This window comes from Paraburkholderia sp. RL17-347-BIC-D (genome assembly GCF_046027915.1).
Classification (GTDB): Bacteria; Pseudomonadota; Gammaproteobacteria; order Burkholderiales; family Burkholderiaceae; genus Paraburkholderia.
Window position 1 is genome coordinate 125,366 of the sequence record NZ_JARESS010000020.1, and the last position, 25,514, is coordinate 150,879.

Annotated in this window: 20 protein-coding genes and 1 pseudogene; 12 read left to right on the forward strand and 9 right to left on the reverse strand. The window is 62.1% G+C overall.

What is annotated here, in order from left to right; translation table 11 throughout:
• Positions 1-284: 284 nt before the first annotated feature.
• Positions 285-1,964 (reverse strand): ABC-F family ATP-binding cassette domain-containing protein, encoded by a 1,680-nt coding sequence (locus tag P0D96_RS25470; RefSeq protein WP_408316047.1) that lies wholly within the window; start codon positions 1,962-1,964, stop codon positions 285-287.
• 281 nt (positions 1,965-2,245) lie between these two features.
• Here P0D96_RS25470 and P0D96_RS25475 point away from each other — a divergent pair.
• Together P0D96_RS25475 and P0D96_RS25480 are read left to right on the forward strand one after the other, a co-directional pair.
• Positions 2,246-2,552: pseudogene (locus P0D96_RS25475) on the forward strand (hypothetical protein).
• Between the two features lie 272 nt (positions 2,553-2,824).
• Complete coding sequence (locus P0D96_RS25480; protein ID WP_408316049.1) at positions 2,825-3,604, forward strand: bestrophin-like domain; 780 nt, start codon at positions 2,825-2,827, stop codon at positions 3,602-3,604.
• 563 nt (positions 3,605-4,167) lie between these two features.
• Here P0D96_RS25480 and P0D96_RS25485 read toward each other — a convergent pair.
• From P0D96_RS25485 to P0D96_RS25495, 3 genes are all read right to left on the reverse strand, one after another.
• Positions 4,168-4,470 (reverse strand): DUF4148 domain-containing protein, encoded by a 303-nt coding sequence (locus tag P0D96_RS25485; protein ID WP_408178568.1) that lies wholly within the window; start codon positions 4,468-4,470, stop codon positions 4,168-4,170.
• A gap of 170 nt (positions 4,471-4,640) precedes the next feature.
• Positions 4,641-5,726 carry an aldose epimerase family protein gene (locus P0D96_RS25490; protein ID WP_408316052.1) on the reverse strand — a complete coding sequence of 362 codons (1,086 nt, stop codon included), beginning with the start codon at positions 5,724-5,726 and terminating at the stop codon, positions 4,641-4,643.
• 33 nt (positions 5,727-5,759) lie between these two features.
• Positions 5,760-6,977 carry a XylR family transcriptional regulator gene (locus P0D96_RS25495; RefSeq protein WP_132384005.1) on the reverse strand — a complete coding sequence of 406 codons (1,218 nt, stop codon included), beginning with the start codon at positions 6,975-6,977 and terminating at the stop codon, positions 5,760-5,762.
• Positions 6,978-7,248: 271 nt separating this feature from the next.
• On the opposite strand from P0D96_RS25495, the gene xylA reads away from it, so the two are divergent.
• The 6 genes from xylA (at position 7,249) to P0D96_RS25525 (ending at position 15,640) form a co-directional block, all read left to right on the forward strand.
• On the forward strand, positions 7,249-8,571 hold the full coding sequence (gene xylA, locus P0D96_RS25500) for a xylose isomerase (RefSeq protein ID WP_408178570.1): 1,323 nt from the start codon (positions 7,249-7,251) through the stop codon (positions 8,569-8,571).
• Positions 8,572-8,741: 170 nt separating this feature from the next.
• Positions 8,742-9,770, forward strand: coding sequence for a D-xylose ABC transporter substrate-binding protein (gene xylF, locus P0D96_RS25505; protein WP_132383882.1), 1,029 nt, complete (start codon positions 8,742-8,744; stop codon positions 9,768-9,770).
• 79 nt (positions 9,771-9,849) lie between these two features.
• Positions 9,850-11,409, forward strand: a complete 1,560-nt coding sequence (gene xylG / locus P0D96_RS25510) for a D-xylose ABC transporter ATP-binding protein (RefSeq protein WP_408178573.1) — start codon at positions 9,850-9,852, stop codon at positions 11,407-11,409.
• Positions 11,406-12,605, forward strand: a complete 1,200-nt coding sequence (locus tag P0D96_RS25515) for a sugar ABC transporter permease (protein WP_132383886.1) — start codon at positions 11,406-11,408, stop codon at positions 12,603-12,605. The genes xylG and P0D96_RS25515 overlap by 4 nt, the downstream gene beginning before the upstream one ends.
• A gap of 254 nt (positions 12,606-12,859) precedes the next feature.
• A complete protein-coding gene (locus P0D96_RS25520) occupies positions 12,860-15,130 on the forward strand; it encodes a xanthine dehydrogenase family protein molybdopterin-binding subunit (protein ID WP_408316054.1) in 2,271 nt (756 codons plus the stop codon).
• 48 nt (positions 15,131-15,178) lie between these two features.
• The gene (locus tag P0D96_RS25525) at positions 15,179-15,640 is read left to right on the forward strand and encodes a (2Fe-2S)-binding protein (RefSeq protein ID WP_132383888.1); all 462 of its coding nucleotides are present in this window, start codon (positions 15,179-15,181) and stop codon (positions 15,638-15,640) included.
• Positions 15,641-15,874: 234 nt separating this feature from the next.
• Here the strand turns inward: P0D96_RS25525 and P0D96_RS25530 are convergent, their stop codons facing one another.
• The gene (locus P0D96_RS25530; protein ID WP_408316056.1) at positions 15,875-17,497 is read right to left on the reverse strand and encodes an NAD(P)-binding protein; all 1,623 of its coding nucleotides are present in this window, start codon (positions 17,495-17,497) and stop codon (positions 15,875-15,877) included.
• A complete protein-coding gene (locus tag P0D96_RS25535; protein ID WP_408316088.1) occupies positions 17,497-19,011 on the reverse strand; it encodes a polyamine aminopropyltransferase in 1,515 nt (504 codons plus the stop codon). Before P0D96_RS25535 ends, P0D96_RS25530 begins: the two co-directional genes overlap by 1 nt.
• A gap of 142 nt (positions 19,012-19,153) precedes the next feature.
• Here P0D96_RS25535 and P0D96_RS25540 point away from each other — a divergent pair, with 142 nt between their 5' ends.
• From P0D96_RS25540 to speD, 4 genes are all read left to right on the forward strand, one after another.
• Positions 19,154-19,540, forward strand: a complete 387-nt coding sequence (locus tag P0D96_RS25540; protein ID WP_408316058.1) for a DUF350 domain-containing protein — start codon at positions 19,154-19,156, stop codon at positions 19,538-19,540.
• Positions 19,541-19,604: 64 nt separating this feature from the next.
• Complete coding sequence (locus tag P0D96_RS25545; protein WP_408316060.1) at positions 19,605-20,609, forward strand: SPFH domain-containing protein; 1,005 nt, start codon at positions 19,605-19,607, stop codon at positions 20,607-20,609.
• Between the two features lie 9 nt (positions 20,610-20,618).
• Positions 20,619-22,145, forward strand: coding sequence for a DUF4178 domain-containing protein (locus tag P0D96_RS25550; protein WP_408316062.1), 1,527 nt, complete (start codon positions 20,619-20,621; stop codon positions 22,143-22,145).
• Positions 22,146-22,293: 148 nt separating this feature from the next.
• Positions 22,294-22,677: an adenosylmethionine decarboxylase gene (gene speD / locus P0D96_RS25555; RefSeq protein WP_408316064.1), complete on the forward strand. Its 384-nt coding sequence runs from the start codon at positions 22,294-22,296 to the stop codon at positions 22,675-22,677.
• Positions 22,678-22,754: 77 nt separating this feature from the next.
• Here the strand turns inward: speD and P0D96_RS25560 are convergent, their stop codons facing one another.
• The 3 genes from P0D96_RS25560 to P0D96_RS25570 are packed head-to-tail and all read right to left on the reverse strand — an operon-like array spanning position 22,755 to position 25,494.
• The gene (locus P0D96_RS25560) at positions 22,755-24,281 is read right to left on the reverse strand and encodes an efflux transporter outer membrane subunit (RefSeq protein ID WP_408316066.1); all 1,527 of its coding nucleotides are present in this window, start codon (positions 24,279-24,281) and stop codon (positions 22,755-22,757) included.
• On the reverse strand, positions 24,278-25,288 hold the full coding sequence (locus P0D96_RS25565) for an efflux RND transporter periplasmic adaptor subunit (RefSeq protein WP_408178581.1): 1,011 nt from the start codon (positions 25,286-25,288) through the stop codon (positions 24,278-24,280). Before P0D96_RS25565 ends, P0D96_RS25560 begins: the two co-directional genes overlap by 4 nt.
• Positions 25,285-25,494, reverse strand: coding sequence for a DUF1656 domain-containing protein (locus P0D96_RS25570; protein ID WP_115778589.1), 210 nt, complete (start codon positions 25,492-25,494; stop codon positions 25,285-25,287). Before P0D96_RS25570 ends, P0D96_RS25565 begins: the two co-directional genes overlap by 4 nt.
• Positions 25,495-25,514: the final 20 nt, after the last annotated feature.

Sequence of the window (25,514 nt, forward strand, 5' to 3'; positions counted from 1 at the left end):
AGTAGCACGTTTCGACAATGAAGGTGGTGACTCAGGGGCTGGAGTCGCACAGATCATGACCTGTTGTCGACGCTTGATTCGAGGAACAAGTTATCGGCCTAGGCCGTCATTGGGACGGGCTGGGTTCTACGTCAGCAATGTGGCTGATTGCCGACGATGGCGGCATCGAGCAACCCGGTGGCATCATCCTGCATCAGTGAACTCACACTCCCGACCTTAAGCGGCCCTTCGACTCGATGCGAGGGCTATGGCAGCTTCCAAACTGGAACTGCCACGGGGTTAACTCAGGCGATGATCTTCTGCTCCCCGGCAGCCTGCTCGCGCATGCGACGGGCTTCGTCGCGCAGGAACTGCTGGTAATCGTCCAGATCGCCGTCGAAGGGCTCGACGCCACCCTCGGTAACGAGCCAGAACTCGTCGCATACCGCGCGCAGCAGGGACCGGTCGTGACTGACCAGCATCACCGTGCCTTCGAATTCGTTGAGTGCCATGCCTAGCGCTTCGCGTGTGGCCAGGTCGAGGTGGTTGGTAGGCTCGTCGAGCAGCAGCAGGTTGGGGCGCTGCCACACGATCATGCACAGCACGAGCCGCGCCTTTTCGCCGCCGCTCATCGTGCTCACCGCCTGATGGACCATGTCCCCACTGAAGTTGAAGGTGCCGAGGAAAGTGCGAAGCGATTGTTCGGTGCCACTCTGGCCGGGCGCACGCATGTGCGCCGGCGTGTCCTTGGCAAGGCGGATCATGTGTTCCATCGGCGTGTCGAGGGGACGCAGCACGTCGAGTTCCTGCTGTGCGAAGTAGCCGATGTTCAGGCCTTTGCCCTCGCTGATTTCGCCGGCAATCGGCGCCAGTTCGTGCGCCACCGTCTTCACCAGAGTGGACTTGCCCTGGCCGTTGGCACCGAGAATGCCGATGCGCTGCCCGGCCAGCACGGATCGGTTGATGCCCCGCACGATGACCGTCGGCGGCGTGCCCGGCGGTGCGCCGGTCGGCGCCGCGTAGCCGAAGCTCGCGTCCAGCATCGACAGCAGCGGGTTCGGGACGTTGAGCGGCTCCTTGAACTCGAAGTTGAACTCTGCGTCGGCAAGCACCGGTGCGATCTTCTCCATGCGTTCGAGCGCCTTGACCCGGCTCTGCGCCTGCTTCGCCTTCGAGGCCTTGGCCTTGAAACGGTCGATGAATTTCTGCAGGTGAGCGATCTTATCGGTCTGCCTCGCCATCGCGGCCTGCTGCAACACCAGTTGCTCAGCGCGCATGTCTTCGAACTTGCTGTAGTTGCCGCCATAACGCACCAACTTGGCGTTGTCGACGTGCACCGTCACCTGCGTCAACGCGTCGAGGAATTCGCGATCGTGGCTAATCACTACCAAGGTTCCTGGATAGCGCTTGAGCCACGCTTCCAGCCAGACCAGCGCGTCGAGGTCCAGGTGATTGGTCGGCTCGTCGAGCAACAGCAAGTCGGACGGGCACATGAGCGCGCGCGCCAGCTGCAGTCGCATGCGCCAGCCGCCGGAGAAACTGTTGACCGGCTGGCTAAGCTGCGCGGCACTGAAGCCAAGGCCCAGGATCAGCGCTTGGGCACGTGCGGGGGCATCATGTGCACCGGCGTCGTGCAGGGCCATGTAGGCGTGCGCCATGCGCATGCCGTCGTCGCTGGCCTCAGCGGCGGCTACTTCGGCCTGCGCGGCCAGTAGTACGGTGTCACCCTCGATTACGAAGTCGGTCGCGCTCTGCTCGGTCTCCGGCATCTCCTGCGCGACCTGGCCCATCTTCCATGCAGCGGGAATCGAGAACTCGCCGCCGTCTTCGTGCAGCGTGCCGTTGAGAAGGCCGAAGAAGGATGACTTGCCGGCGCCATTGCGGCCGACAAGGCCAATCTTTTCGCCAGGGGTGAAGGTGACGGACGCGCGGTCGAGTACGACATTGACGCCACGGCGCAGCGTGACATTACGGACGGAAATCATAAGGAGCTACTTCGGAGAGGATAGGCATGATAGCCCACCGGACGCACAGGGCTGTCTCTTTTCTGGCCGCACGAGTGAAGAGCCGCTTGCTCTTTGCGGCGCCCACCGGCCGCAAAGCGAGGCGGGCACTGGCGCGCCGGGCGTTCCGGCTGCTGGGCCAGCGAACAAACGGTGAGTGACGGCTCCTGGCTTGTAGCAAGCATCCGACGTGCGCACAAGGCGGAGGTGATCCTCCGCGGCCAGAACAAAATCAGACTCCGGTCAATCAATTGGAGTCCTCCATGGCAACCAGGCAAACTCGGGAGCCTTGGAACAAAGGCAAGTTAATCGGCCAAAAGCCACCGCTGAAGCCGAAAGAAATCTGGACAATCCGGATTCATCTCCAGAATGCCCATTCGGTTCGCGATCTGGCGCTGTTCAACGTCGCAATGACAGCAAGCTGCGCGGCTGTGATCTCGTCAATTTCCGTGTGCGCGATGTCATGCACGGTAGTCAGGTGTTGGTCATTCCAAGCTGGAAAGTACCGTGCGATACCTTGGCATAGAGGTCGACGATGCACTCGAGATCTCAGAGCAGACCGAGATCTAGCGCGCCGTAACCGGCCGCTATCTCGCCTGATGTCGTGCGAGTACTATCGGCCAGAAGCAGCCCTTCGACGGCCATAAGCAAATCGGTAACAATCTACCAGCGGCAGAATTAAAGACAACCAGAGCGTGACCGGAGCGGCAATTCGGCCATCACGACGCAACGTGGTCGAGCGCACAGACTACCGATGGAGCTTCGTGGTCTGGTTGGGGGGTTTGGACTCCCCGACCCACCAGGAATATCCCGTTCAGACTGCGCAATGCGCAACCACAATCATGAGTACATGGGTACACGAGCTGCCGTTATGGTTGATGGCACTGGTCACTTTCGGTGCGATATTTCTCGCGGGCGCGACCATCCATGTCGTCACCGGATGGCTTGCTGCCGGTCGATATGGGCGATCATTCAAGGCAATTTCTCCCGGTCTGCTTTCGCCACTCGGTATCATATTCGGCTTATTTATCGTCTTCACGGCCTCGCAGGTCTGGAACGATACGGCGCGCGCCAATATCGCGGTCGCCACTGAAGCGAGTGCGTTGCGATCGGTCGTTGTCATGTCTGCCGTTTTGCCAAATGAAGCCCAGACCGAACTGCGAAGGATGGTCCGAGACTACATCCAGTACACCGCGACGACTGAATGGCCGCTGGTGGCGAAGGGAGCCGTTACACTTAACATTAGTCCTCCCACGCTGAACAACGCACTGAAGTTCACGCTATCCCTACCAGTCGTTACGCCCGGACAGCAGACGGCGCAGCGCGAGGTCGCGGCGTCCCTGCAGCATGCTCTCGAAGTGCGTCGCGAGCGTATCCTGATCAGTCGCAGCGAAGTGAATGGTATCAAATGGTTATGCTTGGCCTTTCTGGCGGTGTGCCTGCTGTTCGCCATCGCGTTCGTTCATTGCGACAACCGGCTGACATCCGCCGTGGCAATCGGTCTGTTTTCGGCGGCACTCGCCACAACCGTTTTGCTCATCCTCTCCCACGATCGGCCCTTTACAGGAGAAATCGCGCTGACGCCCGAACCGCTGTTGCAGGTGATACCTGAGGATCGCTGAGCGTTGTCGGCCAGGAAGGGTCACTCGTGTTTTGTGCCACTCTGACATTCAGACGGCGGCGCAGTCCGGCAAAGCGGCCATTCGATCTCGAGGCGAGCATGGTTGACGACGGCTCTTACCGCACAACATGCAGGGGCAACGAGCGCGAGCCCATTACCTGGACGGCGTATCGGATGATGCTTTGGTCTTGAACGTTTGCGACCAACTCGTCGGCACGAGATAAAAGCCGAAGGAGCAATGGATTTGTATTCGCATTGTTGTATCCCAGGGCGAGATCAATCGTCGGGGGCACGCCGTCAAGCGCCCGGGCAACAACGTTCGGTGTCAGCATATTTTGCGCATGCAGCGGGATAAGAACCCGAAGCGACGTTGAGTAGAAGTTCTCGCGATGCACATGAACGCATGCTGAGAACCATCGAACTGCCGCCCGAGGACAGCCGAGCCATTATTTTCGTCAAAGGACTTTCTGACATTGCGCTGTCATGGCCAGGCATTCGAAGCACGAATACGAGCGCATGCCTGAACCATGCGCTCGCATCGAATTGCCCAAAACAGAGTGCGTACTACTGACCTTGCAGATTCGGATTGCCGGCAGGAACGTCAGAGCCGGTTTCCGACGAGCCAGCGGTGGATGGACCATATCCCGTCGCTGCATTGTTCTGTGCGGCGACGCGAGCTTCGGCCGCCTGAATGTCAGCGGGGTAGGTGGAGTCGGTTGCGACCGCGGGGTTATAGCCGGCCTGTTCGATCTGCTTCAATTGCGCCTTGACCTCGGCGCGCGTGACCGGTTGCTCGGATTGTGCGAACGATGCCACCGGCGCTGCGAAGACCACAACTAGCGCCACGGCTTTGATAAGCGATTTCATGATGCTTCCCTCCGAGAATACTTTATGGGGCGCCGCAGCAATCTTTGGCACCATCCACGGATTCTAGGAAGGTAGTCGTCTAGGGGAAACCACTGATACGGTAATTCAGTGTTGCTACAAACAATAAGTCGGCCTGATGTAATGTGGTCCGTAATATATGAAGAATCGCGCTACACGCCTTGGCGAACATCGACTCGATACGCGGTCACCTGCCGATACGTGCTGCCGGCCCGCACGATCACCTCGTCCTGCTCAGCCATATTGACCTGGTTTGGAAAGCCCCCCGCTTCGAGGCACAAACCGGCGTGCGCTTGATACGCAATGCCGCCGCGTCCTGAGTCGCCCTTTAACCAGTTGCCGCTGTAAAACTGTAAGCCGCGTTGATCGGTCGAGACGGTCAATTCGCGTCCACTGCCGGGATCGTAGGCGCAGGCAACCTGGCGCATCGGCGGGGTGGCACCGTTCGTGCCGGCGTCGGGGGCATCGCGCAGCACGTAGCAGTGGTCGAAGCCACCGGCCGTCGCCAACTGCGCGTGTGGCCAGTCGAGCCGCGCGCCGATCGGCGCGCTCTGCCGAAAATCGAAGGCATTGCCTGCCACTTCCGCCAGCTTGGACGGAATCATAGCGGCGTCGACCTCAAAGAAGCGGTCCGCATCGATCGACAACACGTGGCCGCGAATGTCGGCACCCGGCCGGCCCGTGAGGTTGAAGTACGGATGGCTCGTCAGATTGAGCGGCGTCGCGGCGTCGGTGATCGCTTCATAGGCGATGGTCAGCGTGCCGTCGTCGTCGAGCGAGTAGCGCACTTGCGTGGTCACGTTGCCCGGAAAACCGGCATCGCCTTCGGGCGACTCCAGTCGCATGAGCAACGCACCGTTGTCCTCGCTCACGTCCCACAGCGCGCGATGAAACCCCACCGTGCCGCCATGCAGCAGGTTCGCGCCTTCGTTGCGGTCGAGCGTGTACTCGATGCCGTCGAGCGTGAAACGCGCATCGGCAATCCGGTTCGCCCAGCGGCCTATCAGGCCGCCCATGTAAGTGGTGGCCGCCACATATTCGGCGGGCGTGTCGTGGCCGAGCAGGATATCGCCGAGCACGCCGGCGCGATCCGGTGCATGCCACGAGACCAGCGTCGCGCCCAGATCGCTGATGGCGACTTTCATACCGTGCGCGTTGCGCAGCGTGAAGAGTCGGACGGAATCGCCGCCGCGCAATGTGCCCCACGGCTCGGAAGAAAGTTGTGCGATGCTGATCATGTCGTCAGTGAGAAGAAAAGAGAATAGGCATGCTCAGCCTGGCGCGGACGTCGAATTCGCCTGCTCCTGGTATTCGCGCGGCGTACAGCCGAGTTCACGGCGAAACACCGCGTACATGTATTGCAGCGACGTGAAGCCGCAACGGATCGCCACTTCCGCACTCGACGCATCGCGCTTCGCCAGCAGTGCTTTTGCGACATCGAGTTTATGGCGCAGGATTTCCTGATGCACGGTGCACTGCCGTTCGCGCCGAAAGTACTCTTCGAGCGATGAGCGCGACACGCCCACATAGTCGGCAACCTGTTCGGTGCGAATGCCTTGACACGCGTACTGTCGAATGAAGTGCCGCGCCCGCATCACATACGGACTCGCCAGCGGTTGGTGCTTCGTCGATTCGAGCACGTTGATACCGACCGGCGGCACCAGAATGCGCCGCCCCGGAAACCGCGCGCCATGCAGCATCTGATGCAAAAGGTGAGCAGCGGTGCGGCCCATTTCCTCAGTACCCTGAATCACCGATGAAAGCGGAATACGCGTCAACGTGCGGGTCAGCGGATCATTGTCGATGCCAATGATCGCGACTTCTTCGGGCACAGGAATGCCGGCGATCAAACACGCCTGAAGCAGATGCCGCGCACGCGCATCGGTCACTGCGATTACACCAACCGGCTTCGGCAAATCCCGCAGCCACGCAGTGAGCTGTTCGGTCGCCTGGTTCCATGACGGCGCGCTGGTCGAGAGGCCGCGATACATCTCGCTGTCGATCTGCTCCGCGCTATGTCCGTCCGCGCTGCGCAAATGAGCGAACGCGAGTTCACGCTGTTGGGCCCAGCGGTTCTCCTGCGCTTGCGGCAGGCTGTACAACGCGAAGTGCTCGAGACCCGCGCCGATCAGATGCGTATAAGCGAGCGAAACAAGCTTGCTGTTGTCGGTGGCGATATAGGGTAAATCCGGAGGATAGTGCGCCGGATCTTCGAACGACGATCCCACGGCGACCACCGGCAACGGACAATCGCGCAGCGCTTCGCCCACGGCGGGATCGTCGAAATCCGCGATGATGCCGTCGCCGTCGAAGCGTTCTATACCCGTCAGCCGGCAGCGAAAGTCTTCTTCGAGAAACAGATCCCACGCCACGCGCGTGGACAGCAGGTAGTTGCCGATGCCGGTGATGATCTCGCGGTCGTAGACCTTGTTCGCGTTGAACAGCAGCGCGATCCGATGGGTCGTCTGTGGTGTTTGCGGACGGGTCATGGCGGTGAGCGGTGTGCGGGTCAATGACCCGTCACGCCTTTGTCTCCTGTTGGATGCTTAATTTGAACGGCACCGGTTTTAAGCGTCTGGTTATTCTAGGCCTCGAATCGCGCGCCGGTGCGAAACAAAATCGAGGGCGGTAAGAAACATCAAGCACGCTGCGCAATTTCGCAATTGCCGACGCATCGTGCAAGCGGCAGCATGGCGTCACCTTGTCAACCGGCGCGGCGACGTCGCACGGGTTGCGGTGCACCATAAACTGGAGACGCTGATGTCTTACTTCGAACACATTCCCGAGATCCGCTACGAAGGCCCTCAATCGGATAACCCACTTGCGTACCGCCACTACGATAAAAGCAAGAAGGTGCTCGGCAAGACACTCGAAGAACATCTGCGCATTGCCGTGTGCTACTGGCACACGTTCGTCTGGCCGGGCGTGGATATTTTCGGGCAGGGAACGTTCCGGCGTCCTTGGCAGCAACCCGGCGACGCGATGGAGCGGGCGCAACAAAAAGCGGATTCCGCATTCGAATTCTTCTCGAAGCTCGGCACGCCGTACTACACGTTCCACGATACCGACGTCTCGCCCGAAGGGTCGAGCCTGAAGGAGTACAGCGAAAACTTCTTGCGCATCACCGACTATCTGGCGCGCAAGCAGGAGAGCACGGGCATCAAGCTGCTGTGGGGCACGGCCAATCTGTTCTCGCATCCCCGTTATGCGGCCGGTGCCGCGACCAGTCCCGATCCGGAAGTGTTCGCGTTTGCGGCAACCCAGGTGCGCCACGCGCTCGATGCGACGCAACGGCTCGGCGGCGATAACTATGTACTGTGGGGCGGACGCGAAGGTTACGACACCTTGCTCAATACCGACCTCGCGCGTGAACGCGATCAACTCGCCCGCTTTCTACATATGGTCGTCGACCATGCGCACAAGATCGGCTTCAAAGGCTCGCTGCTGATCGAACCCAAACCGCAGGAACCGACCAAGCATCAATACGACTACGACGTCGCGACCGTGCATGGCTTTTTGCTGCAACACGGGCTCGACAAAGAGATTCGCGTGAACATCGAGGCCAATCATGCGACGCTCGCGGGCCACTCGTTTCATCACGAGATCGCCACGGCTTACGCGCTGGGTATTTTCGGCAGCGTCGATGCGAATCGCGGCGATCCGCAAAACGGCTGGGATACGGATCAATTCCCAAATAGTGTGGAAGAACTGACGCTCGCCTTCTACGAAATCCTCAAACACGGCGGCTTTACAACCGGCGGCATGAACTTCGATTCGAAAGTGCGGCGCCAAAGTGTCGATCCGGAAGATCTGTTCTACGGCCACATCGGTGCGATCGACAACCTCGCGCTCGCCGTCGAGCGCGCGGCGGTGCTGATCGAAAACGATCGTCTCGATCAATTCAAACGTCAACGTTACGCGGGCTGGGAAGCGGAGTTCGGCCGCAAGATTCTTTCCGGCGACTATTCGCTCTCCACACTGGCGGCGGATGCACTGGCGCGCGGTCTGAACCCGCAGCACGCGAGCGGCCATCAGGAGTTGATGGAAAACATCGTGAATCAGGCGATTTACAGCGGACGTTGATCCGCGTCTCAAGAAGCAACGCATCAGAAAGTAGCCACACCACTAAAAAAATCGCGCGGCCACGCCGACCGCGCGAAATAGGAAGCTTTGGGTTGTCGCTTGTCCGGTCTGCGGCTCGCAGCGCAAACCGTCCAATCCGGTATTCCGGCTATCAGAAGAAGGAGACAGAGATGAAATTCGCAACGCGTCGTACCGTATTGAGTTCGCTCGTGTGTGGAGCGGTGCTCGCCAGCCTGTCGCTTGCCGCGCCGCTCGCGCATGCGAGCAAGGATCATCCGGAAATTGGCTTCTGTATCGACGATCTGCGCGTCGAGCGGTGGTCGCGCGATCGCGACTATTTCGTCGCCGCAGCGGAAAAACTCGGCGCGAAAGTGTCGGTGCAATCCGCCGATGCGAGCGAAGAGCGGCAGATCTCGCAGATCGAAAACCTGATCTCGCGCGGCGTGGATGTCATCGTGATCGTGCCGTTCAATTCGAAGACGCTCGGGAATGTGGTCGCCGAAGCGAAGAAAGCGGGCATCAAGGTCGTTTCATATGACCGCCTGATTCTCGATGCCGATGTAGACGCGTACATCTCGTTCGATAACGAAAAGGTCGGCGAATTGCAGGCGCAAGGCGTCTACAACGCGCAGCCGAAGGGCAACTACTTCCTGCTCGGCGGCGCACCGACCGACAACAACGCCAAGATGCTCCGCGAAGGCCAGCTCAAGATACTGAAGCCCGCCATGGATAAGGGCGACATCAAAGTGGTCGGTCAGCAGTGGGTGCCGGAATGGAGCGCTTCCACGGCGCTGCGCATTGTCGAAGATGCGCTGACGGCGAATAACAACAAGATCGACGCGATCGTCGCATCGAACGACGGCACCGCGGGTGGCGCGATCCAGGCGCTCGCCGCGCAACACATGGCGGGCAAGGTGCCAGTGTCGGGCCAGGACGCGGACCTCGCGGCCGTGAAGCGTGTGATTGCCGGCACGCAGACCATGACGGTATACAAGCCGCTGAAACTGATTGCCGGCGAAGCGGCCAAGCTCTCCGTGGCGTTGGCGAAGGGCGAGAAGCCCGCGTATAACTCGCAATACGACAACGGCAAGAAGAAAGTCGACACGGTGCTCCTGCAACCCACGTTGCTCACCAAGAGCAATGTCGATGTAGTCGTCAAGGACGGCTTCTATACTCAGGCCCAGCTCGCGAGCCAATGAGCGTAACGTGTGCGCGGCGGACCTCGATGCGTGTCATGCGTATCGGCGCCGTCGCGCGCCTTGCAGCGAGGCATAGCGAATGACGCAAGCTCTTATGACGATGCGCGGCATCGTCAAGGCGTTTTCCGGCGTGAAGGCGCTCGACGGCATCGACCTCACGGTCGCGCCCGGCGAGTGCGTGGGCCTGTGCGGCGAGAACGGCGCGGGTAAGTCGACGCTGATGAAAGTGCTCTCCGGCGTGTATCCGTGGGGCACGTGGGACGGCGAAATCATCTGGGAAGGTGAGCCGCTGAAAGCCGCCAGTGTGCGCGACACCGAACGCGCCGGCATCATCATCATTCACCAGGAGTTGATGCTGGTGCCGGAGTTGTCGGTGGCGGAGAACATCTTTCTCGGCAATGAAATCACGCTGCCCGGCGGCCGCATGAACTACGCCGCGATGTACCAGCGCGCCGACGAACTGCTGCGCGAACTCGGCATTAGCGGTATCAATGCCGCACAGCCGGTGATGAACTATGGCGGCGGCCATCAGCAGTTGATCGAGATCGCGAAGGCGCTGAACAAGCGCGCCAAGCTGCTGATTCTCGATGAACCGTCGTCTTCGCTGACTTCCTCCGAGATCCGCATTCTGCTCGACATCGTGCGCGATCTGAAGCGGCGCGGCGTGGCCTGCGTGTACATCTCGCACAAGCTCGATGAAGTGGCGGCCGTGTGCGACACGATCAGCGTGATTCGCGACGGCCGTCATGTCGCAACGGAGCCGATGCGCGCGCTCACCACCGACCGCATCATTTCGCTGATGGTGGGCCGCGAAATCAAGAACCTGTTTCCACGCGAGCCGCATCCGATCGGCGACGTGATCTTCGAAGCGCGCCACGTTACCTGTTTCGACGTGACCAATCCGCGTCGCAAGCGTGTGAACGATGTTTCGTTCGCGCTGCGGCATGGCGAGATTCTCGGCGTGGCCGGTCTGGTCGGCGCGGGGCGCACGGAGTTGATGCAGGCGATCTTCGGCGCGTATCCCGGCGTGAGCGAGGCGACCGTGGTGATGGATGGCAAGCCGCTCAAGATTCGCGCACCCGTCGATGCGATTCGCGCGGGCATCGGCATGGTGCCGGAAGATCGCAAACGGCACGGCATCGTGCCGGGGCTGAGCGTCGGCCATAACATCACGCTGGCTGTGTTGGAACGCTTTGCATCGGGTGGGCGAATCGACTCCGCTGCCGAACTCGATACGATTCATACGGAGATGAAGCGGCTTTCGGTGCGCGCCGCGCATCCCATGTTGTCGATCGCGAGTCTGTCCGGCGGCAATCAGCAAAAGGCCGTGCTGACCCGCATGTTGCTGACCAATCCGAAGGTGCTGATTCTCGACGAACCCACCCGCGGCGTCGATGTCGGCGCGAAATACGAAATCTACAAGCTGATTTTTCAACTGGCGCAGCGCGGCATGTCGATCGTGATGGTGTCCTCCGAATTACCCGAAGTGCTCGGCATCAGCGATCGCGTGCTGGTGATCGGTGAAGGCGAGTTGCGAGGCGATTTCATCAACGACGGTCTCACGCAGGAGGACATTCTCAGCGCCGCGATCCGACCTGTGCAGCGATCCCCGAACCCAACCGCAGCGAGTGCCGCATGACGCCCGACGTTACTTCCCAACGCGCCGACGAAGCCGTGCCGCGAGGCGCATTCGGCGGTCCGCAGCGCATTCAGCAACTGTTCGCGCGCTACAAGATTCTCGCGCTGCTGATCGCCGTGGCCGCGATCTGGATTTTCTTTTCCGTGCTCACGCACGGCGCGTTTGTCACGCCGCGCAATTTGTCGAACTTGCTGCGGCAGATGTCGATTACCGGCATGCTGGCGTGCGGCATGGTGTTCGTGATCATCGCCGGCGAGATCGATCTGTCGGTCGGATCGCTGCTCGGTTTGCTCGGCGGCGTGGCGGCGATACTCGACGTCAACCGCCATTGGCCAATCGGCGTCACGTTGCCGGTGGTCATGCTGCTCGGCGTGCTGGTCGGCATGTTCAACGGATGGTGGTCGACCTATCGGCGCGTGCCCTCGTTCATTGTCGGGCTCGGCGGCATGCTCGCCTATCGGGGCATTCTGCTCGGCGTGACAGGCGGTTCGACGATCGCGCCGGTGTCGGACAGTTTCGTGTTCGTCGGCCAAGGTTATTTGCCGCGGCTCGCGGGCGATACGCTCGCGGTGGTGCTGTTTCTGCTGTTGGCGTTTCTGACGATACGGCAGCGCCGCAACCGCGAGCGCTATCAGTTGCGCGTGGTGCCGTTCTGGCAAGACGTGGTGAAGGTGGTCGGCGCGGGTGTGATTCTCGCCGGCTTCGTTGCGACGCTCGATCGTTACGGCGGCATTCCGGTGCCGGTCCTATTGCTGCTCGCGCTGCTGGGTATTTTCACGTGGATCGCCACGCAGACCGTGTTCGGGCGACGCATCTATGCGGTCGGCTCGAACCTCGAAGCGACTCGGCTTTCGGGCGTCAACACTAATCGAGTGAAGCTGGCGATCTTCGCGTTGATGGGGCTGATGTGCGCGTTCGGCGGCATCGTCAATACGGCGCGGCTGGCCGCGGGTTCGCCTTCGGCGGGATCGATGGGCGAGCTCGATGCGATTGCCGCGTGCTTCATCGGCGGGACGTCGATGCGCGGCGGTTCCGGCACGGTCTACGGCGCGCTGATCGGCGCACTGGTGATGGCCAGCCTCGACAACGGCATGTCGATGCTCGATGTCGACGCCTATTGGCAGATGATCGTGAAGGGCAGCATTCTCGTGCTGGCCGTGTGGATCGATGTGGTGTCGGGGTCGAACCGGCGGTGAGGTGGAAGAAGGGGAGGTGCGGCGGCGCGAGGCCGGCGCATCTCATTCCCCACCCCATTTAATGAAACACCCCACGACTTCCCTCAATCCCCGCCATCCTCCTCACCCCCCGCCCCGCGCCTCTTGACCTGAACCCACGCATTTAAGTCCCACATCCACTCTCCCGTCTTATTACTATTCCGAGGAACAACGCCAGGCGCCGACCCGCGCTTTCACAGCTTCCCAGCCATCGTGCAAGCTGATCGAACCATGCCATGTTGAAACGCAGAACCTTTCTGCTCGGCGGCGCCGGCGCTGTCGGCGCGTTGCTGGTCGGCTGGTCGGTGCTGCCGCCGGGGCAGCGTTTGACCGCCTCCATGCCGCTGCCGGCACAAGGCACGCAGGTGCCGCTGAACGGCTGGGTCAAGATCGCCGCCGACAACAGCGTAACGATCATGATGTGCAAGGCGGAAATGGGGCAGGGCATCCACACCGGCCTTGCGATGTTGCTTGCCGAAGAACTGGACGCCGACTGGTCGCAGGTGCGCGTCGAAGACTCGCCCATCGACAAGATCTACAACAGCGTCCAAGCCATCATCGACGACCTGCCGTTTCGCCCCGACGACGACAGCACCATCAAGCGCACCACCGTCTGGATGACCCGCAAGCTGGTGCGCGAAGCCGGCACGATGATGACGGGCGGTTCATCGAGCATCAACGACCTATGGACGCCGATGCGCGAAGCCGGCGCCTCGGCGCGCGCCATGCTGATCAGCGCAGCGGCCGCGCAATGGAAAGTGCCGGCCGGTGAATGCCGCGCTGAAGGCGGTCAGGTGCTGCACCCGTCGGGCCATAAGGCGAGCTTCGGCGAATTGTCGTCGATGGCCGCGCAGCAGGCGCTGCCGCGCAAGGTGGCGCTGAAAGATCCCGCCGACTTCAAGCTGATCGGCAAACCGCTACGCCGTATCGAAGCGGCATCGAAGATCAACGGCACGGCGCGCTTCGGCATCGACGTGCTGCCGGACGGCCTGCTCTACGCAAGCGTCGAGATGTGTCCAACACTGGGCGGCTCGGTGGCAAAGTTCGACGCAACGGCCGCCGGCAAAATGCCGGGCTTCATCAAGGCGTTCGCCGTCGCGCCGTACAGCGGTGGATCCGGCGGCGTCGCAGTGATCGCCGACAACCCGTTTCGCGCGACAAACGCGGTCGCCGCCATCGACGTGAGCTGGCATGATGGACCGGCAGCGAAGCTCTCGAACGCGGACGTGGACCGCCGGCTCGCGCAAGCACTCGACGACAGCGACGGCCACGCTTACTACCACCTGGGCGACGTCGATGCCGCGTTGAGTCGCGCGGCGCGCACCGTCAGCGCCGAATATCGCGCGCCGTATCTCGCGCATGGCGCGGTCGAACCGCTCAACTGCACCGTGCAGGTCGCGGACGGCGCGGCCACGGTTTGGGTCTCCACGCAAATGCCCGGCCTCGCGCGGCATCATGTGGCGAAAGTGCTGGACCTCGATGTCGACAAGGTCGACGTGCAAACGCTTCTGATCGGCGGCGCATTCGGACGTCGTCTGGAGCTGGATTTCATCGCTCAGGCCGCGGCGATTGCGCGCGAGGGCGGTGGCCGTCCGGTGCAGACCCTCTGGTCGCGGGCCCAGGATTTCACGCACGACTTCTATCGTCCGGCATGCCTGTCGCGGCTGAAGGCCGGTTTCGACAACGACGGCAAGCTGGTGGCGTGGCAGGCCACGTCGGCGAGTCAGGCGATCGTGCCGGAAGCGCTCGCGCGCTACTACGGCGCCCCGCGCCTCCCCATCGACAAGACCACCTGCGAAGGCGCGTTCGATCAGCCCTACGAATGGCCCGCCGCGCGTGTCGCGCACAAGATCGTCGAATTGCCGGTGCCGGTCGGGTTCTGGCGCTCGGTCGGCCACTCGCATCAGGCGTTCTTCACCGAGGGCTTCACCGACGAACTCGCCGTAGCGACCGGCAAAGACCCGATTGCGTTTCGCGCCGCGCTGCTCGAGCAGCATCCGCGGCATCTGGCGGTGTTAAAGCGCGTCGTGGCGTTGTCGGACTGGGAACGTCCGTTGACGCGTGCCGCCGACGGCGCGCCGCGCGCGCGTGGCGTCGCGTTGCACGAGGCGTTCGGTAGCGTGGTCGCGCAGGTCGCGGAAGTGTCGATCGGGCCTGGTAAGAAGATTCGCGTGCACCGGGTGGTCTGCGTGATCGATTGCGGCATGCCGGTGAATCCGAATCTGATTCGTCAGCAGATGGAGAGCGCGATCGTCTTCGGTCTCTCCACCGCCTTGCAGGACGAGATCACGCTCGTCAACGGCCAGGTCCAGCAGAAAAACTTTACGGATTTTCCGGTGGTGCGGATCGACGATTGCCCAGTAATCGACACGGACATCATGCCCAGCCAGATGCATCCGCAAGGCGTGGGCGAAGCGGGTGTGCCGCCGGTCGCGCCGGCGGTGGCCAATGCGGTGTTCAAGCTAACCGGCCAGCGTTTGCGCTCGCTGCCGTTGAAGCTCGCGTGAAGCACCCCGGATTCAAAAACTTAGGGACTAGGACGAAGGAGACAGCCGATGGGATCGCTGAACATCAACGGCCGGGCGGTGGCGGTACAAGCCGAGCCGGACATGCCGCTTCTATGGGTGCTGCGTTGCGAACTCGGCATGACCGGCACCAAGTTCGGCTGTGGCCTGGGAATTTGCGGCGCGTGCACGATCCATGTGGATGGCGAGCCGAGCTTCGCGTGTCAGACGCTCATGTCGAGCCTGCACACGCAGAAGATCACGACCATCGAAGGCTTGCAGGGTCCTGAAGCACAGGCATTGAAGACCGCGTGGATCGATCTCGACGTGGTGCAATGCGGCTACTGCCAGAGCGCGCAACTCATGGCGGCCTGCGCGTTGCTCAAGCACAATCCCAAACCGACCGACGCCGACATCGACACGGCGATGTCGCACATCGTATGCCGTTGCGGCACCTATCCACGGGTACGGGCGGCAATCCACCAGGCGGCGGCAAAGCGCCGCCCCGCGTAATGCCGCCGACGTGTTTCGCGTTATCGAAAGAGCCCGCCGCGCGTGCTCAACCTGCCAGCAATTCCACCACGGCGACGACCGCCGCAAAAATGCCGATGCAGCCGCCCAGCGTGGCTGCGCTTTTCATGAATTGCGACATACATGTCCCCGTATTGAGTGGTTGGTGATATGTATTTAACCCGAAATGAAAGCTAAAAGAAAGCTAATAAAAATAATTCGTAAGCTTGTGGCGCGTCACCGTAAAACACGGTTTGCCGCCAGCACGCCCCAATAAGACGCCTCCTCGAATAGCGACATGCCGGACAAATCGGCATGCGCGAAGAGGATCGGGCCGTCCAGGTCACGCAAGGCGAGCAACCCCGGACGGCTCAGGAAGCCGACATCCGGCGTGGCCATGGCGTGGCCGCGAACGGTGATTTCCAGGGCCGCGGCATGACGCCACAGATCGCGGCCGTACGCGGGCACCAGATCGATCGCGGCCTGCGTGCGCAGGTCGTCGGGATGCGCGGCGGCCAGCCAGCGGCGCGTGTCGTCGGGCGTCTTGAGGTCGAGCGCCTGATACGCCGAGAACACCGACCGCTGCGGCGGCGACAGACGAATCAGTTGATGTGTCGAGACCACGTAGCCGAGACCTTCGCCGCGATACACGACGTTGTCCCACGCGAGCGGCACACCCTGCGCTTCGCGCGGCATGCCGTCCATCAGGAAGTTGGAGACGAGCCATGGCGCGCGCGGCGGCAGATCGCGCGACGCTTCGAAACCGTGAGCGGCCAGATTCGGTATCACGTGTTGCGCGACGAAAAGCGGCATCGCGCACACCACGCGGCGCGCTTTCAGTACGAACGTGCTGGGTACGTTCTGGTTGTCGATGCGCACGCACAGCACTTCAATGCCGCCGGTTTTTTCATCGACGCGTGCGGCGAAGCCCGGCAGCGACCACGTATGTTCTTTGCCCACGCGACTTGTGATCGACGCGCTCAGTTTGGTCACCATGCTGTGCAGCCCGTCGGGCCAGGTCAGCACCGCGCCATCTTCGGCATTGCGCGCATGGCCGCCACGCGACGAGAAGTAATGCAAACCGGCCCACGCGGAGACGCGTTCATAGCCCGCGCCGAAATCGTCGCGGCAGGCGTAGTTCAGATACCAGTGCAACGAGGGCGCGCTGTAGCCTTCGTCGACGAGCCACTGTTTGAACGAGCGCTTGTCCAGCGCACGCCAATTCGGATCCTGCGACGACTGCGCCAGCGGAATGCAGAACACCTTGCGGCCGTCATTGCCGAGGGCGGTGCGCAACGCATCGGTATAGGCGAAAAACCGCTGCTGCTGCGCGAGTTCCGCGTGACTCACGCCGAGCGTCGGCACGAGTCCGTCCTGCCATTGGCCGTCGATCAGCAGGCGTTCGTCCGGCGCGTGGACCAGCACGCGCTCATCGAACACGGGCCGCGCGGTGAACGGATCGGCCTCGATCACGCCGAGGTCGGCGAGCATGTCGCGCAAGTGCGTCGATTCCATCGACGGCAAGGGCAGATAGTGCGCGCCCTTCGGATAACCGAGATCGCCATACTGACCACCCGCCGCATTGCCGCCGAATTCGGGCCCGGCAAGTAGGACGAAATTCTTGTGTCCCGCGCGCGCGAGTTGCCACGCGCACGACAAACCCGCCGCGCCCGCGCCGAGAATCGCGATGCCGGTTTCGATCGTGCCGGACGGCGGCGGCAAGCTGCGATGGTCGCGCAACGCGTGGCCCTCGCGCATGCCGGGGCTGTCCACCACCGGCGTCGTCTCGATCCAGCCGGTGCGGCCGCAACCGGTGAGCGTTGCCGCCGCGCCGGCCAGCAGAAAAGTGCGGCGGTCCATCAGCGGAGCACGTGCTTCCAGTCCTCGTCGAAAAGACGGACGAGCGGCTGGTCGTTCAACTGGTTCGGCGCCATCGGTAACGCGGGCATGTCGGCGGGGAAGTGAAACATTTCGACGGCGGTTTGCGCGTCGAGCCAGCGCATGGGCTCCGAGTAATGCGTCGGGATCGTATAGTCGCGGCGTTTGCCGGCGATCACGAAACCCCAGTCGCCAAACGAGGGCACATAGCAGTGATAGGGCCACGTGTTGAAGCCCGCTTCGCGCAGCGTATCGACAATGGTCCAGTACGCGTGCGGCGCGAAATACGGCGAGGTCGATTGAATCACCGCATAGCCGTTCTCCGACAGATGCCGTGCGAGCATGCGATACACCGGCGCCGAGTACAAACGGCCCAAACCGAAGTTGGTCGGATCGGGAAAGTCCACCACGATCGCGTCGAACACGTCGGCGTTGGATTCGAGCCAGCGCACGGCGTCGTCGTTGATCACATGCACGCGCGGGTTTTTCAGCGAGCCTTGATTGAGTTTGACGAGTGGCGCGGAATTCGAAAAGAGCCGCGTCATGGCCGGGTCGAGATCGACCAGCGTGACGGTTTCGATGTTGCGATGTTTGAGGATCTCACGCACCGCGAGCCCATCGCCGCCGCCGAGCACCAGCACGTGCCTGGCCCACGGCAGCGCTTCGAGCGTGGGATGAATCAGCGCTTCGTGATAACGATGCTCGTCGCGCGAAGAGAATTGCAGATTACCGTTCAGGTACAGACGCATGTCGTCGTGCCATTGCGTGAGCACGATGCGCTGATAAGGCGTGGTTTCAGAGAAGATCGTCTCATCGCCGTAGAGGCCGTGTTCGGCCCAATGCGTGAGGCGTTCGGACAGCGCGAAACCGGCGCCGAGCAGACTGATCACCAGCGCGGCGCGCGCCAGCTTGGCCGGCACGTTGCTGATTTCCGCGCGAAACGTGTGCGTGGTCCACAACGCGACCAAGGCATTGAGAATGCCGAACAGAAAGCCGGTACGCAGCAGGCCGAGGCGCGGCGCGAGTACGAGCGGAAACAACAGTGAGACCGCGAGAGAACCGAGATAGTCGAAACTCAACACGTCGCTGACGGTATGGCGAAACGCCTGGCGGCGTTGCTGGAAGGCGCGCATCACCAACGGAATCTCCATGCCGATCAATGCGCCGAGCACCAGCACCACCGCGTAGAGCGCGGCGCGAAACGGCGTGGACAGCCACGCGAATACGCCGAACAGCATGGCCGCCGACAAACCGCCAATCAGCCCAACCAGCAATTCGATATCGACGAAGCGATCGAGCACGTCATCGTCGTCGATGAACTTGGCGAGCCACGAGCCGACACCCATCGCAAACAGATAACAGCCGATCACCGACGAGAATTGCAATACCGAGTCGCCGAGCAAATAGCTCGACAGCGTACTGCTGATCAGTTCATAACCCAATCCGCATGAAGCCAGAACCAGTACGGAGAGAATCAGCATGCGATTATGTTTAATCATCGCGCTGGGCACTCCGGTCCGATGTGGATATACTGGCGGCGATTTCGGCGAGCCTTCGAACGGCGCTGCCCGCATAATCATGGCCGGCAGAATCGGCATGCATGTTGGCATGCTCGGCATACACAATCCGGGGGAATAAATGGGTGATGCCTTTTCTTATGGGATTCATTTACTGTCGGCGTTTGTGCTGATCCTCGGATTCGCGGCAGTTTACCTCAAGGTCACACCGTTCGACGAACTGGCCCTGATCCGCGAAGGCAACGTTGCCGCGCTCCTTTCTTTTGCCGGCGCGCTGATCGGCTTCTGCCTGACGCTCGCCTCGAGCATTGCGCATAACTCCACGCTGATGTTGGTGCTGATCTGGGCCGTCGGCGCCATGGTCGTGCAGGTCGCGACTTACGCATTGCTCACACGCCTTTTGCCCGGCATGAATGACGGCATTGAAACGCGTAATACTGCAATGGGCGGTTTGATGGGCGCGGCTTCGCTGGTGGTCGGCATTATTAACGCAGCCTGTCTGACCTGATTTGCGTTTAACACATTTCCACGTTAATGCCTGATAAGCGGGCGCCTCGCGCGAGGAGTACACGATGAGTTTCGGTTCGTTTATTCGCAAGCAATTTGTCGACGTCCTGCAATGGACGGAAGATAGCGACGGCGTATTGGCCTGGCGTTATCCAATGGAAGACCAGGAAATCCAGTACGGCGCGCAATTGACGGTGCGCGAATCGCAAATGGCGCTGTTCGTCAACGAAGGGCGCATTGCCGATGTGTTCGGCCCCGGCCTCTACACGTTGACCACGCGCACGCTGCCGGTGCTGACCAGTCTGCGCAATTGGGACAAGCTGTTCCAATCGCCCTTCAAGTCCGACGTGTACTTCTTCAGCACGCGTCTGCAACTCGGGCGGCGCTGGGGTACGCCGCAACCGGTCACGATTCGCGATAGCGAATTCGGCCTCGTGCAGGTGCGGGCGTTCGGCATTTATTCGTACCGCGTGGTGGATGTGCCGTCGCTTCATCGCGAGATCAGCGGCACGCGCGCGGTCTATACCGTCGACGATCTCGAACAGCAGTTGCGCAACCTCGTCGTCACGGCCATGAGCGTGGCGTTCGGTTCGGCGGACGTCGCGTTCGTGGATATGGCGGCGAATCAGGAAGTGCTGTCGCAGGGGATCGGCCAGGCGCTCGCGCCGGTGTTCGCGCGTTACGGCGTGGCGCTCGATTCGTTCACGGTGCAAAGCGTGTCGTTGCCGGAGGCGCTGCAAAAGGCACTGGACGCGCGTATCAGCGTGGGCGTGAGCGGCGATCTGAACAAGTTCGCGCGGTACCAGGCCGCGCAATCGATCCCGCTCGCCGCGCAGAATCCCGGCGGCGTGGCCGGTGTGGGCGCGGGTATCGCAGCGGGCGCGGCGATCGCGCAAACCATGACGGGCGCGCTGAATCAACCTGCTCAAACGCAACCTGCGCAAGCCCCGGCCTCGAACGATTACGTCGAGCGTCTGCAGCAACTCAAGACCCTGCTGGACAAAGGCCTCGTCACCGAAGACGACTATGCGAAGGCGAAAGCCGAGATCCTCGCGAAGCTGACAAAATAAACGCGCTCGATGTTCAGTACTTCGTGTCCTCAATGCGGCGCGCCGCTCGAATTCCGCTCCGCCGCGGCCGTCATGGCCGTGTGCGGATCGTGCCGCAGCACCTTGCTCAAACGCGGCGAGGCGGTCGAACGGATCGGCGAAATGGCCTCGGTATTCGAGGACTATTCGCCATTGCAACTCGGTGTGACGGGCCGCCATGAGTCACGTGTGTTCACGCTGCTCGGCCGCATTCAATTGCGTTACGACGCGGGCTACTGGACCGAGTGGTACGCCGCTTTCGACGACGGCACGTTCGGCTGGCTTTCCGATGCCTCAGGGCAATACGCGGTCACCACGCAACAGAATCTCGACGGCAGCGCCGACGAGCCGCCGCAGTTCGATTCGCTGCGCCCGGGCGTCGGCTTTCACTTCGGCGGCAGGCGTTATCTCGCGTCGGATATCCGCACGGCGCAATGCGTCGGCGGCGAGGGCGAGTTGCCGTTTCGCGTGGGCGACGGCTGGCAGGCGCGCGTCGCCGACTTCCGCTACGAAGACAAATTCATCACACTGGATTACTCCGACGCCGAACAGCAGTCGGGCAAGCCGGTGGTCTATGCGGGTGCGTCGGTGGAACTGGACACGCTCGCCTGTCAGGGCTTGCGTGACGAAGCCGAGATTCGCGAGTCGGAGGGCCGTTATCGTGGCGAACTGGGTGTGTTCACGTGCCCGAGTTGCGGCGCGTCGCTCGAATGTCCGGTCGGTGTGGCGAACTATGTGATCTGCGGCTCGTGTCATGCGGGCGTCGATTGCAGCGCCGAACAGGTCACGCTGTTTTCGAACAAGCGCGAGGTCGAGTCGATCGAAACGGCGCTGCAACTCGGCGCGAGCGCGACCTTCGACGGCGCGAAATATACGGCACTCGGCCTCATGCGCTGCCGCACGCCGGACGGCGAATCGAGTTGGGAAGAATATCTGCTGCACAACCTCGAACGCGGCTTTCTGTGGCTCGTGCATGGCGAAGGCCGATGGGAACGTGTGGACGTGCTGAACAACTGGCCAATGATTAGCAAAGACGGCCAGGTGCTCGAAGGCGGCAAGACCTATCGCGAACGCGAGCGCTACGACGCGGTGGTCGCTTACGTGGCCGGCGCATTCAACTGGCGGGTGCAAGTGGGCGATAAGACGTCGATCACCGATTTCACGTGGCGCGACTTCAAGATGACGCGCGAGACGACGGCCGATGAAATCGTCTGGTCGCGCGCCAAGCCGTTAAGCAATAGTAAGGTTGCGGAACGATTCGGTGTGCCGGCGCTGGCGGCGGAAACAGCGCGCCGGCTTGCGGCCAAATCCGCCAGCAGCGAAGCAAAACCGGCGCGAGAAGGAATCACGACGGCCGGCTTCGGTCCCTGGCCGTGGATCGCTACCTTCGCGATGGTCTTCATCAACTTCGGCAAGCTATTCGAATTCGACGGTTCGACGGTGCTGGTGATCGTCGGCATGGTGGCTTTGTGGGCGCCGGAGTGGATCTGGCGCGCCTTCCACGAAGAGTCGAGGTGAGCGTGAGGCAAATCTTATATGTGCTTTACGCGCTCGTTGTGATTGTCATGTTCAGTTGCACGTCGATGACCGGAGGCGGCGGTGGTGGTTATGGCGGGACGTCCGCGCGCAGCGGTTATTCGTCGTATGGGTCGCACAAGTGAGGGCGGTGACGGCCATATCCGCGCCTGCGCCGCGTGATGCCTATGGCACGCATGTGTTGGCCGATCTCGGCGGTATCGCGGCGGACATGCTGCGGGATCCCGCAGCGCTCGAGGCGATTCTGTTAAACGCGGCTAAGGCTGCGGGCGCTACGGTACTCTCTGCGCACTTTCATCACTTCGGCGGCGAGCATGGTGTGACGGGTGTCGTGCTGCTCGCGGAATCGCACGTCACGATTCATACGTGGCCGGAGCATCGCTTCGCCGCGCTCGATATTTTCATGTGCGGCAAGGCGCGTGCTGAAGATGCGGTCGCGCAGATCGCTCGGGAGTTAAAGGCGGAAGCGCGGAATGTGCGCACGTGTGAGCGCGGAGTGGTGCCGCCGCGGTAGATCGGTCGGCAAGCGGATTGTCTAAAGCGAACCTTGATAGGCTGGCCGCGTTAGACAATCACAAATGAAAAGCCGCTTTAAGGCGCTTTCGCTGCAGCCGTCGGCACCGGCGTTGCCTTAACCGGCACCGCAGCCGCTGGCGTCGAACTGCCGGACGCGTTCTGCGGATCAACTTCCCACCCTCCGCCAAGCGCGAGGAACAGATTGACCTGATCGATCGCCACCTGGCCATCCGCAGCCGCCGCCTGTGACTTCGTCGACGTCAGCGTGCGCGTCGCATCCAGATCCGAAATAAACGACTCACGTCCCGCGCGATACAGCCGGTGCGTTTCATCCGCCGACTCGGTGGCCGACCTCACCGCGGCACGCAGCGCGTCGGCGCGGGCGTAGTCCGACGCGTAGGTCGCGAGACTGGTTTCGGTCTCGCGCAGCGCGGTCAGGACCACGCCGTCGAACTTCGCCAACGCCACCTGGCTCGACGCCTGTGCTTCACGCACGCGGCCACGCGCGCCGTTCGCCGGGAACGTCCAGCTGATCAGCGGACCGAAGCCCCAGCGCGCCGTGGGCGACGTGCCAAGGTCTTCCAGAATGCCTGTCAAACCCGCCGACGCACCGATGCTCACCGTCGGATACAGCGCCCCGGTAGCGACGCCGATACGCGCGGTGGACGCCGCCAGTTGACGCTCTGCCTCGCGCACATCCGGTCGGCGCTTGAGCAGCGCGGCGCCGTCGCCGACTGGAATCGGCTGACGGATTTGCGGCAGCCTGTCGCAAGCGAGCACGGCCGGCGGCAGGTCGGACGGCGCGCGGGCAAGCAGCGCCGCGAGGCGGTACTGCGCGATCTTGCGGCGCGCTGTATACCGCGGAATATCGGCCGACAACGTATCGACCTGGGTCTGCCCGCGCGTCACGTCGGGCTGATTGCCGCGGCCCGCGTCGCGCAGGCGGCGCGAAACGTCCACGCGCTGTTTCTGCAAGGCCAGCGACTGTTGCGCGATCCTGAGTTCCTCGGCGGCCGAACACTGCTCGACGTAAGAGCGCACCACGTCCGCCACCACGGTGATCCGCGCGAGTTCGCTCGCGGCCTGCACGGATTCGGTGTCCGCTTGCGCCGCTTCCACGCCGCGCCGCAGCTTGCCGAACAGATCGATTTCATACGAGACGCTGATGCCGATGTCGCCTTCATTCACGACCGGCAGTTTCTCGGTGAGCAGGTATTGTTCGGCGGACTCCTGCGCGCGTTCGATCAGCGCCGACGTCTTGCCGGAAAATCCGCCTTGTGCTTGCGCGACGCCTAGCGCTTCACGCGAGCGCGCCAGATTCGCGGCAGCGACGCGCAAGTCGGTGTTCGATTGCAGCGCCTGGTCGACGAGTCCGTTCAGCACTGGATCGTCGTATAGCTTCCACCACACGGGCGGCACGTTCTGACGCGTCGTCAGGGACGTATCGGCGCCTTCGATCGGCGCATTGGCGAGCGGCGCGTTGACGAGCGCCTGTTGCGGCAACGAGTAGTTGGGACCGACGTTGATGCAGCCGTTCAGCGCGACTGCCAACGGCAATAGCGGCAGCAACGGCAATAAGGGCAGGGCGCGCGACAGCTTCATTGCGAGGCGCCCGATGATGAGACCGCCGCCGACGCCGGCTGTGCAGCCGAGCCAGCCGGAACAGCAGACGTAGCCGACGCCGACGCCGAAGCCGCTACCGCACCCGACGCCCCCGCATCCGGATGCTTCTTACCGCCAGGCGACAGATCACGCACCGACACAGTCGCCGTGCGCCCGGCAATCATGCGGAAATCCGCAGGCACTTCATCGAGCGCCACACGCACCGGAATCCGTTGCGCGAGCCGCACCCAACTGAACGCCGGGTTCACATTCGGCAGCAGATTCGAGCCTTGCGTGCGGTCGCGATCCTCGATCGCGGCGACGATGCTCTGCACGTGTCCACGCAACACGGCCGGCTCGCCCATCACCGTGATATCGACTGGCTGACCGATGTCGATGCCACCCAGCTTGGTTTCCTCGAAATAGCCATCGACACGGAACGAATGCATGTCCACCACCGAAACCACCGCCCGCCCCGCCGCGACATATTCGCCAACGCGCGGCGCGCGGTCGTTCAGATAACCGTCGACCGGACTCGCGATCGTGGCGCGCTGCAAATTCAGCTTCGCCGTATCGATAGCCACATTCGCATCAGCGAGCGCGGCCTCGCCCTGTTCGACGCGCGAACGGCTTTCTTCCGACACCTCCGCCGCGACCAGGTTGCCGAGCTTGCGGTTACGCGCGTCTTCGCGGCGCGCCTGATCGAGCGTGGCGCGGCGTTGTTGCGCGGTGGCCTGCGCCTGGCGCAGCGCGAGCGTATAGCGGGCCTGATCGATCACGAACAGCACCTGGCCTTGCTTGACCTGCTGGTTGTCCACTACCTCGACCGACGAGATCAGCCCCGAGATGTCCGGTGCGACCTGGATCACGTCGGCGCGCACGTGTCCGTCGCGGGTCCAGGGCGCGAACATGTAGTAGCCGACCAGTTTCCACAGCACGAAGGCGGCGACGACGACGACGATCAAGGTCAGCAGAATTTGACCGACGGAGAACCAGGTTTTTTTCACGTTATTAGTCTGTGCGAAACGACAACGACAAGGCCCAGCACCAGCACATAGATGCCGAGATCGAAGATGGAGCGATGCCAGACGAAACGGTAAAAGCCGACGCGCGCGAGCACCGTGCGAATGGCCAGGTTGATCAGATACGCGACCAACATCAGCACGAGCACGGCCGGCACGAACACGCCGAAGATATCGATTTCACCGATCATCGCGGGAAGTGGAAAAGGGT

Coding starts and splice junctions, on each gene's coding strand:
- P0D96_RS25530 (WP_408316056.1), bottom strand. CDS start 17,497: ATGGACCGCCGCACTTTTCTGCTGGCCGGCGCGGCGGCAACGCTCACC.
- P0D96_RS25545 (WP_408316060.1), top strand. CDS start 19,605: ATGAGTTTCGGTTCGTTTATTCGCAAGCAATTTGTCGACGTCCTGCAA.
- P0D96_RS25485 (WP_408178568.1), bottom strand. CDS start 4,470: ATGAAATCGCTTATCAAAGCCGTGGCGCTAGTTGTGGTCTTCGCAGCG.
- P0D96_RS25550 (WP_408316062.1), top strand. CDS start 20,619: ATGTTCAGTACTTCGTGTCCTCAATGCGGCGCGCCGCTCGAATTCCGC.
- xylG (WP_408178573.1), top strand. CDS start 9,850: ATGACGCAAGCTCTTATGACGATGCGCGGCATCGTCAAGGCGTTTTCC.
- P0D96_RS25490 (WP_408316052.1), bottom strand. CDS start 5,726: ATGATCAGCATCGCACAACTTTCTTCCGAGCCGTGGGGCACATTGCGC.
- P0D96_RS25470 (WP_408316047.1), bottom strand. CDS start 1,964: ATGATTTCCGTCCGTAATGTCACGCTGCGCCGTGGCGTCAATGTCGTA.
- P0D96_RS25495 (WP_132384005.1), bottom strand. CDS start 6,977: ATGACCCGTCCGCAAACACCACAGACGACCCATCGGATCGCGCTGCTG.
- P0D96_RS25525 (WP_132383888.1), top strand. CDS start 15,179: ATGGGATCGCTGAACATCAACGGCCGGGCGGTGGCGGTACAAGCCGAG.
- P0D96_RS25480 (WP_408316049.1), top strand. CDS start 2,825: ATGAGTACATGGGTACACGAGCTGCCGTTATGGTTGATGGCACTGGTC.
- P0D96_RS25520 (WP_408316054.1), top strand. CDS start 12,860: ATGTTGAAACGCAGAACCTTTCTGCTCGGCGGCGCCGGCGCTGTCGGC.
- xylF (WP_132383882.1), top strand. CDS start 8,742: ATGAAATTCGCAACGCGTCGTACCGTATTGAGTTCGCTCGTGTGTGGA.
- P0D96_RS25540 (WP_408316058.1), top strand. CDS start 19,154: ATGGGTGATGCCTTTTCTTATGGGATTCATTTACTGTCGGCGTTTGTG.
- P0D96_RS25570 (WP_115778589.1), bottom strand. CDS start 25,494: ATGATCGGTGAAATCGATATCTTCGGCGTGTTCGTGCCGGCCGTGCTC.
- xylA (WP_408178570.1), top strand. CDS start 7,249: ATGTCTTACTTCGAACACATTCCCGAGATCCGCTACGAAGGCCCTCAA.
- P0D96_RS25515 (WP_132383886.1), top strand. CDS start 11,406: ATGACGCCCGACGTTACTTCCCAACGCGCCGACGAAGCCGTGCCGCGA.
- P0D96_RS25560 (WP_408316066.1), bottom strand. CDS start 24,281: ATGAAGCTGTCGCGCGCCCTGCCCTTATTGCCGTTGCTGCCGCTATTG.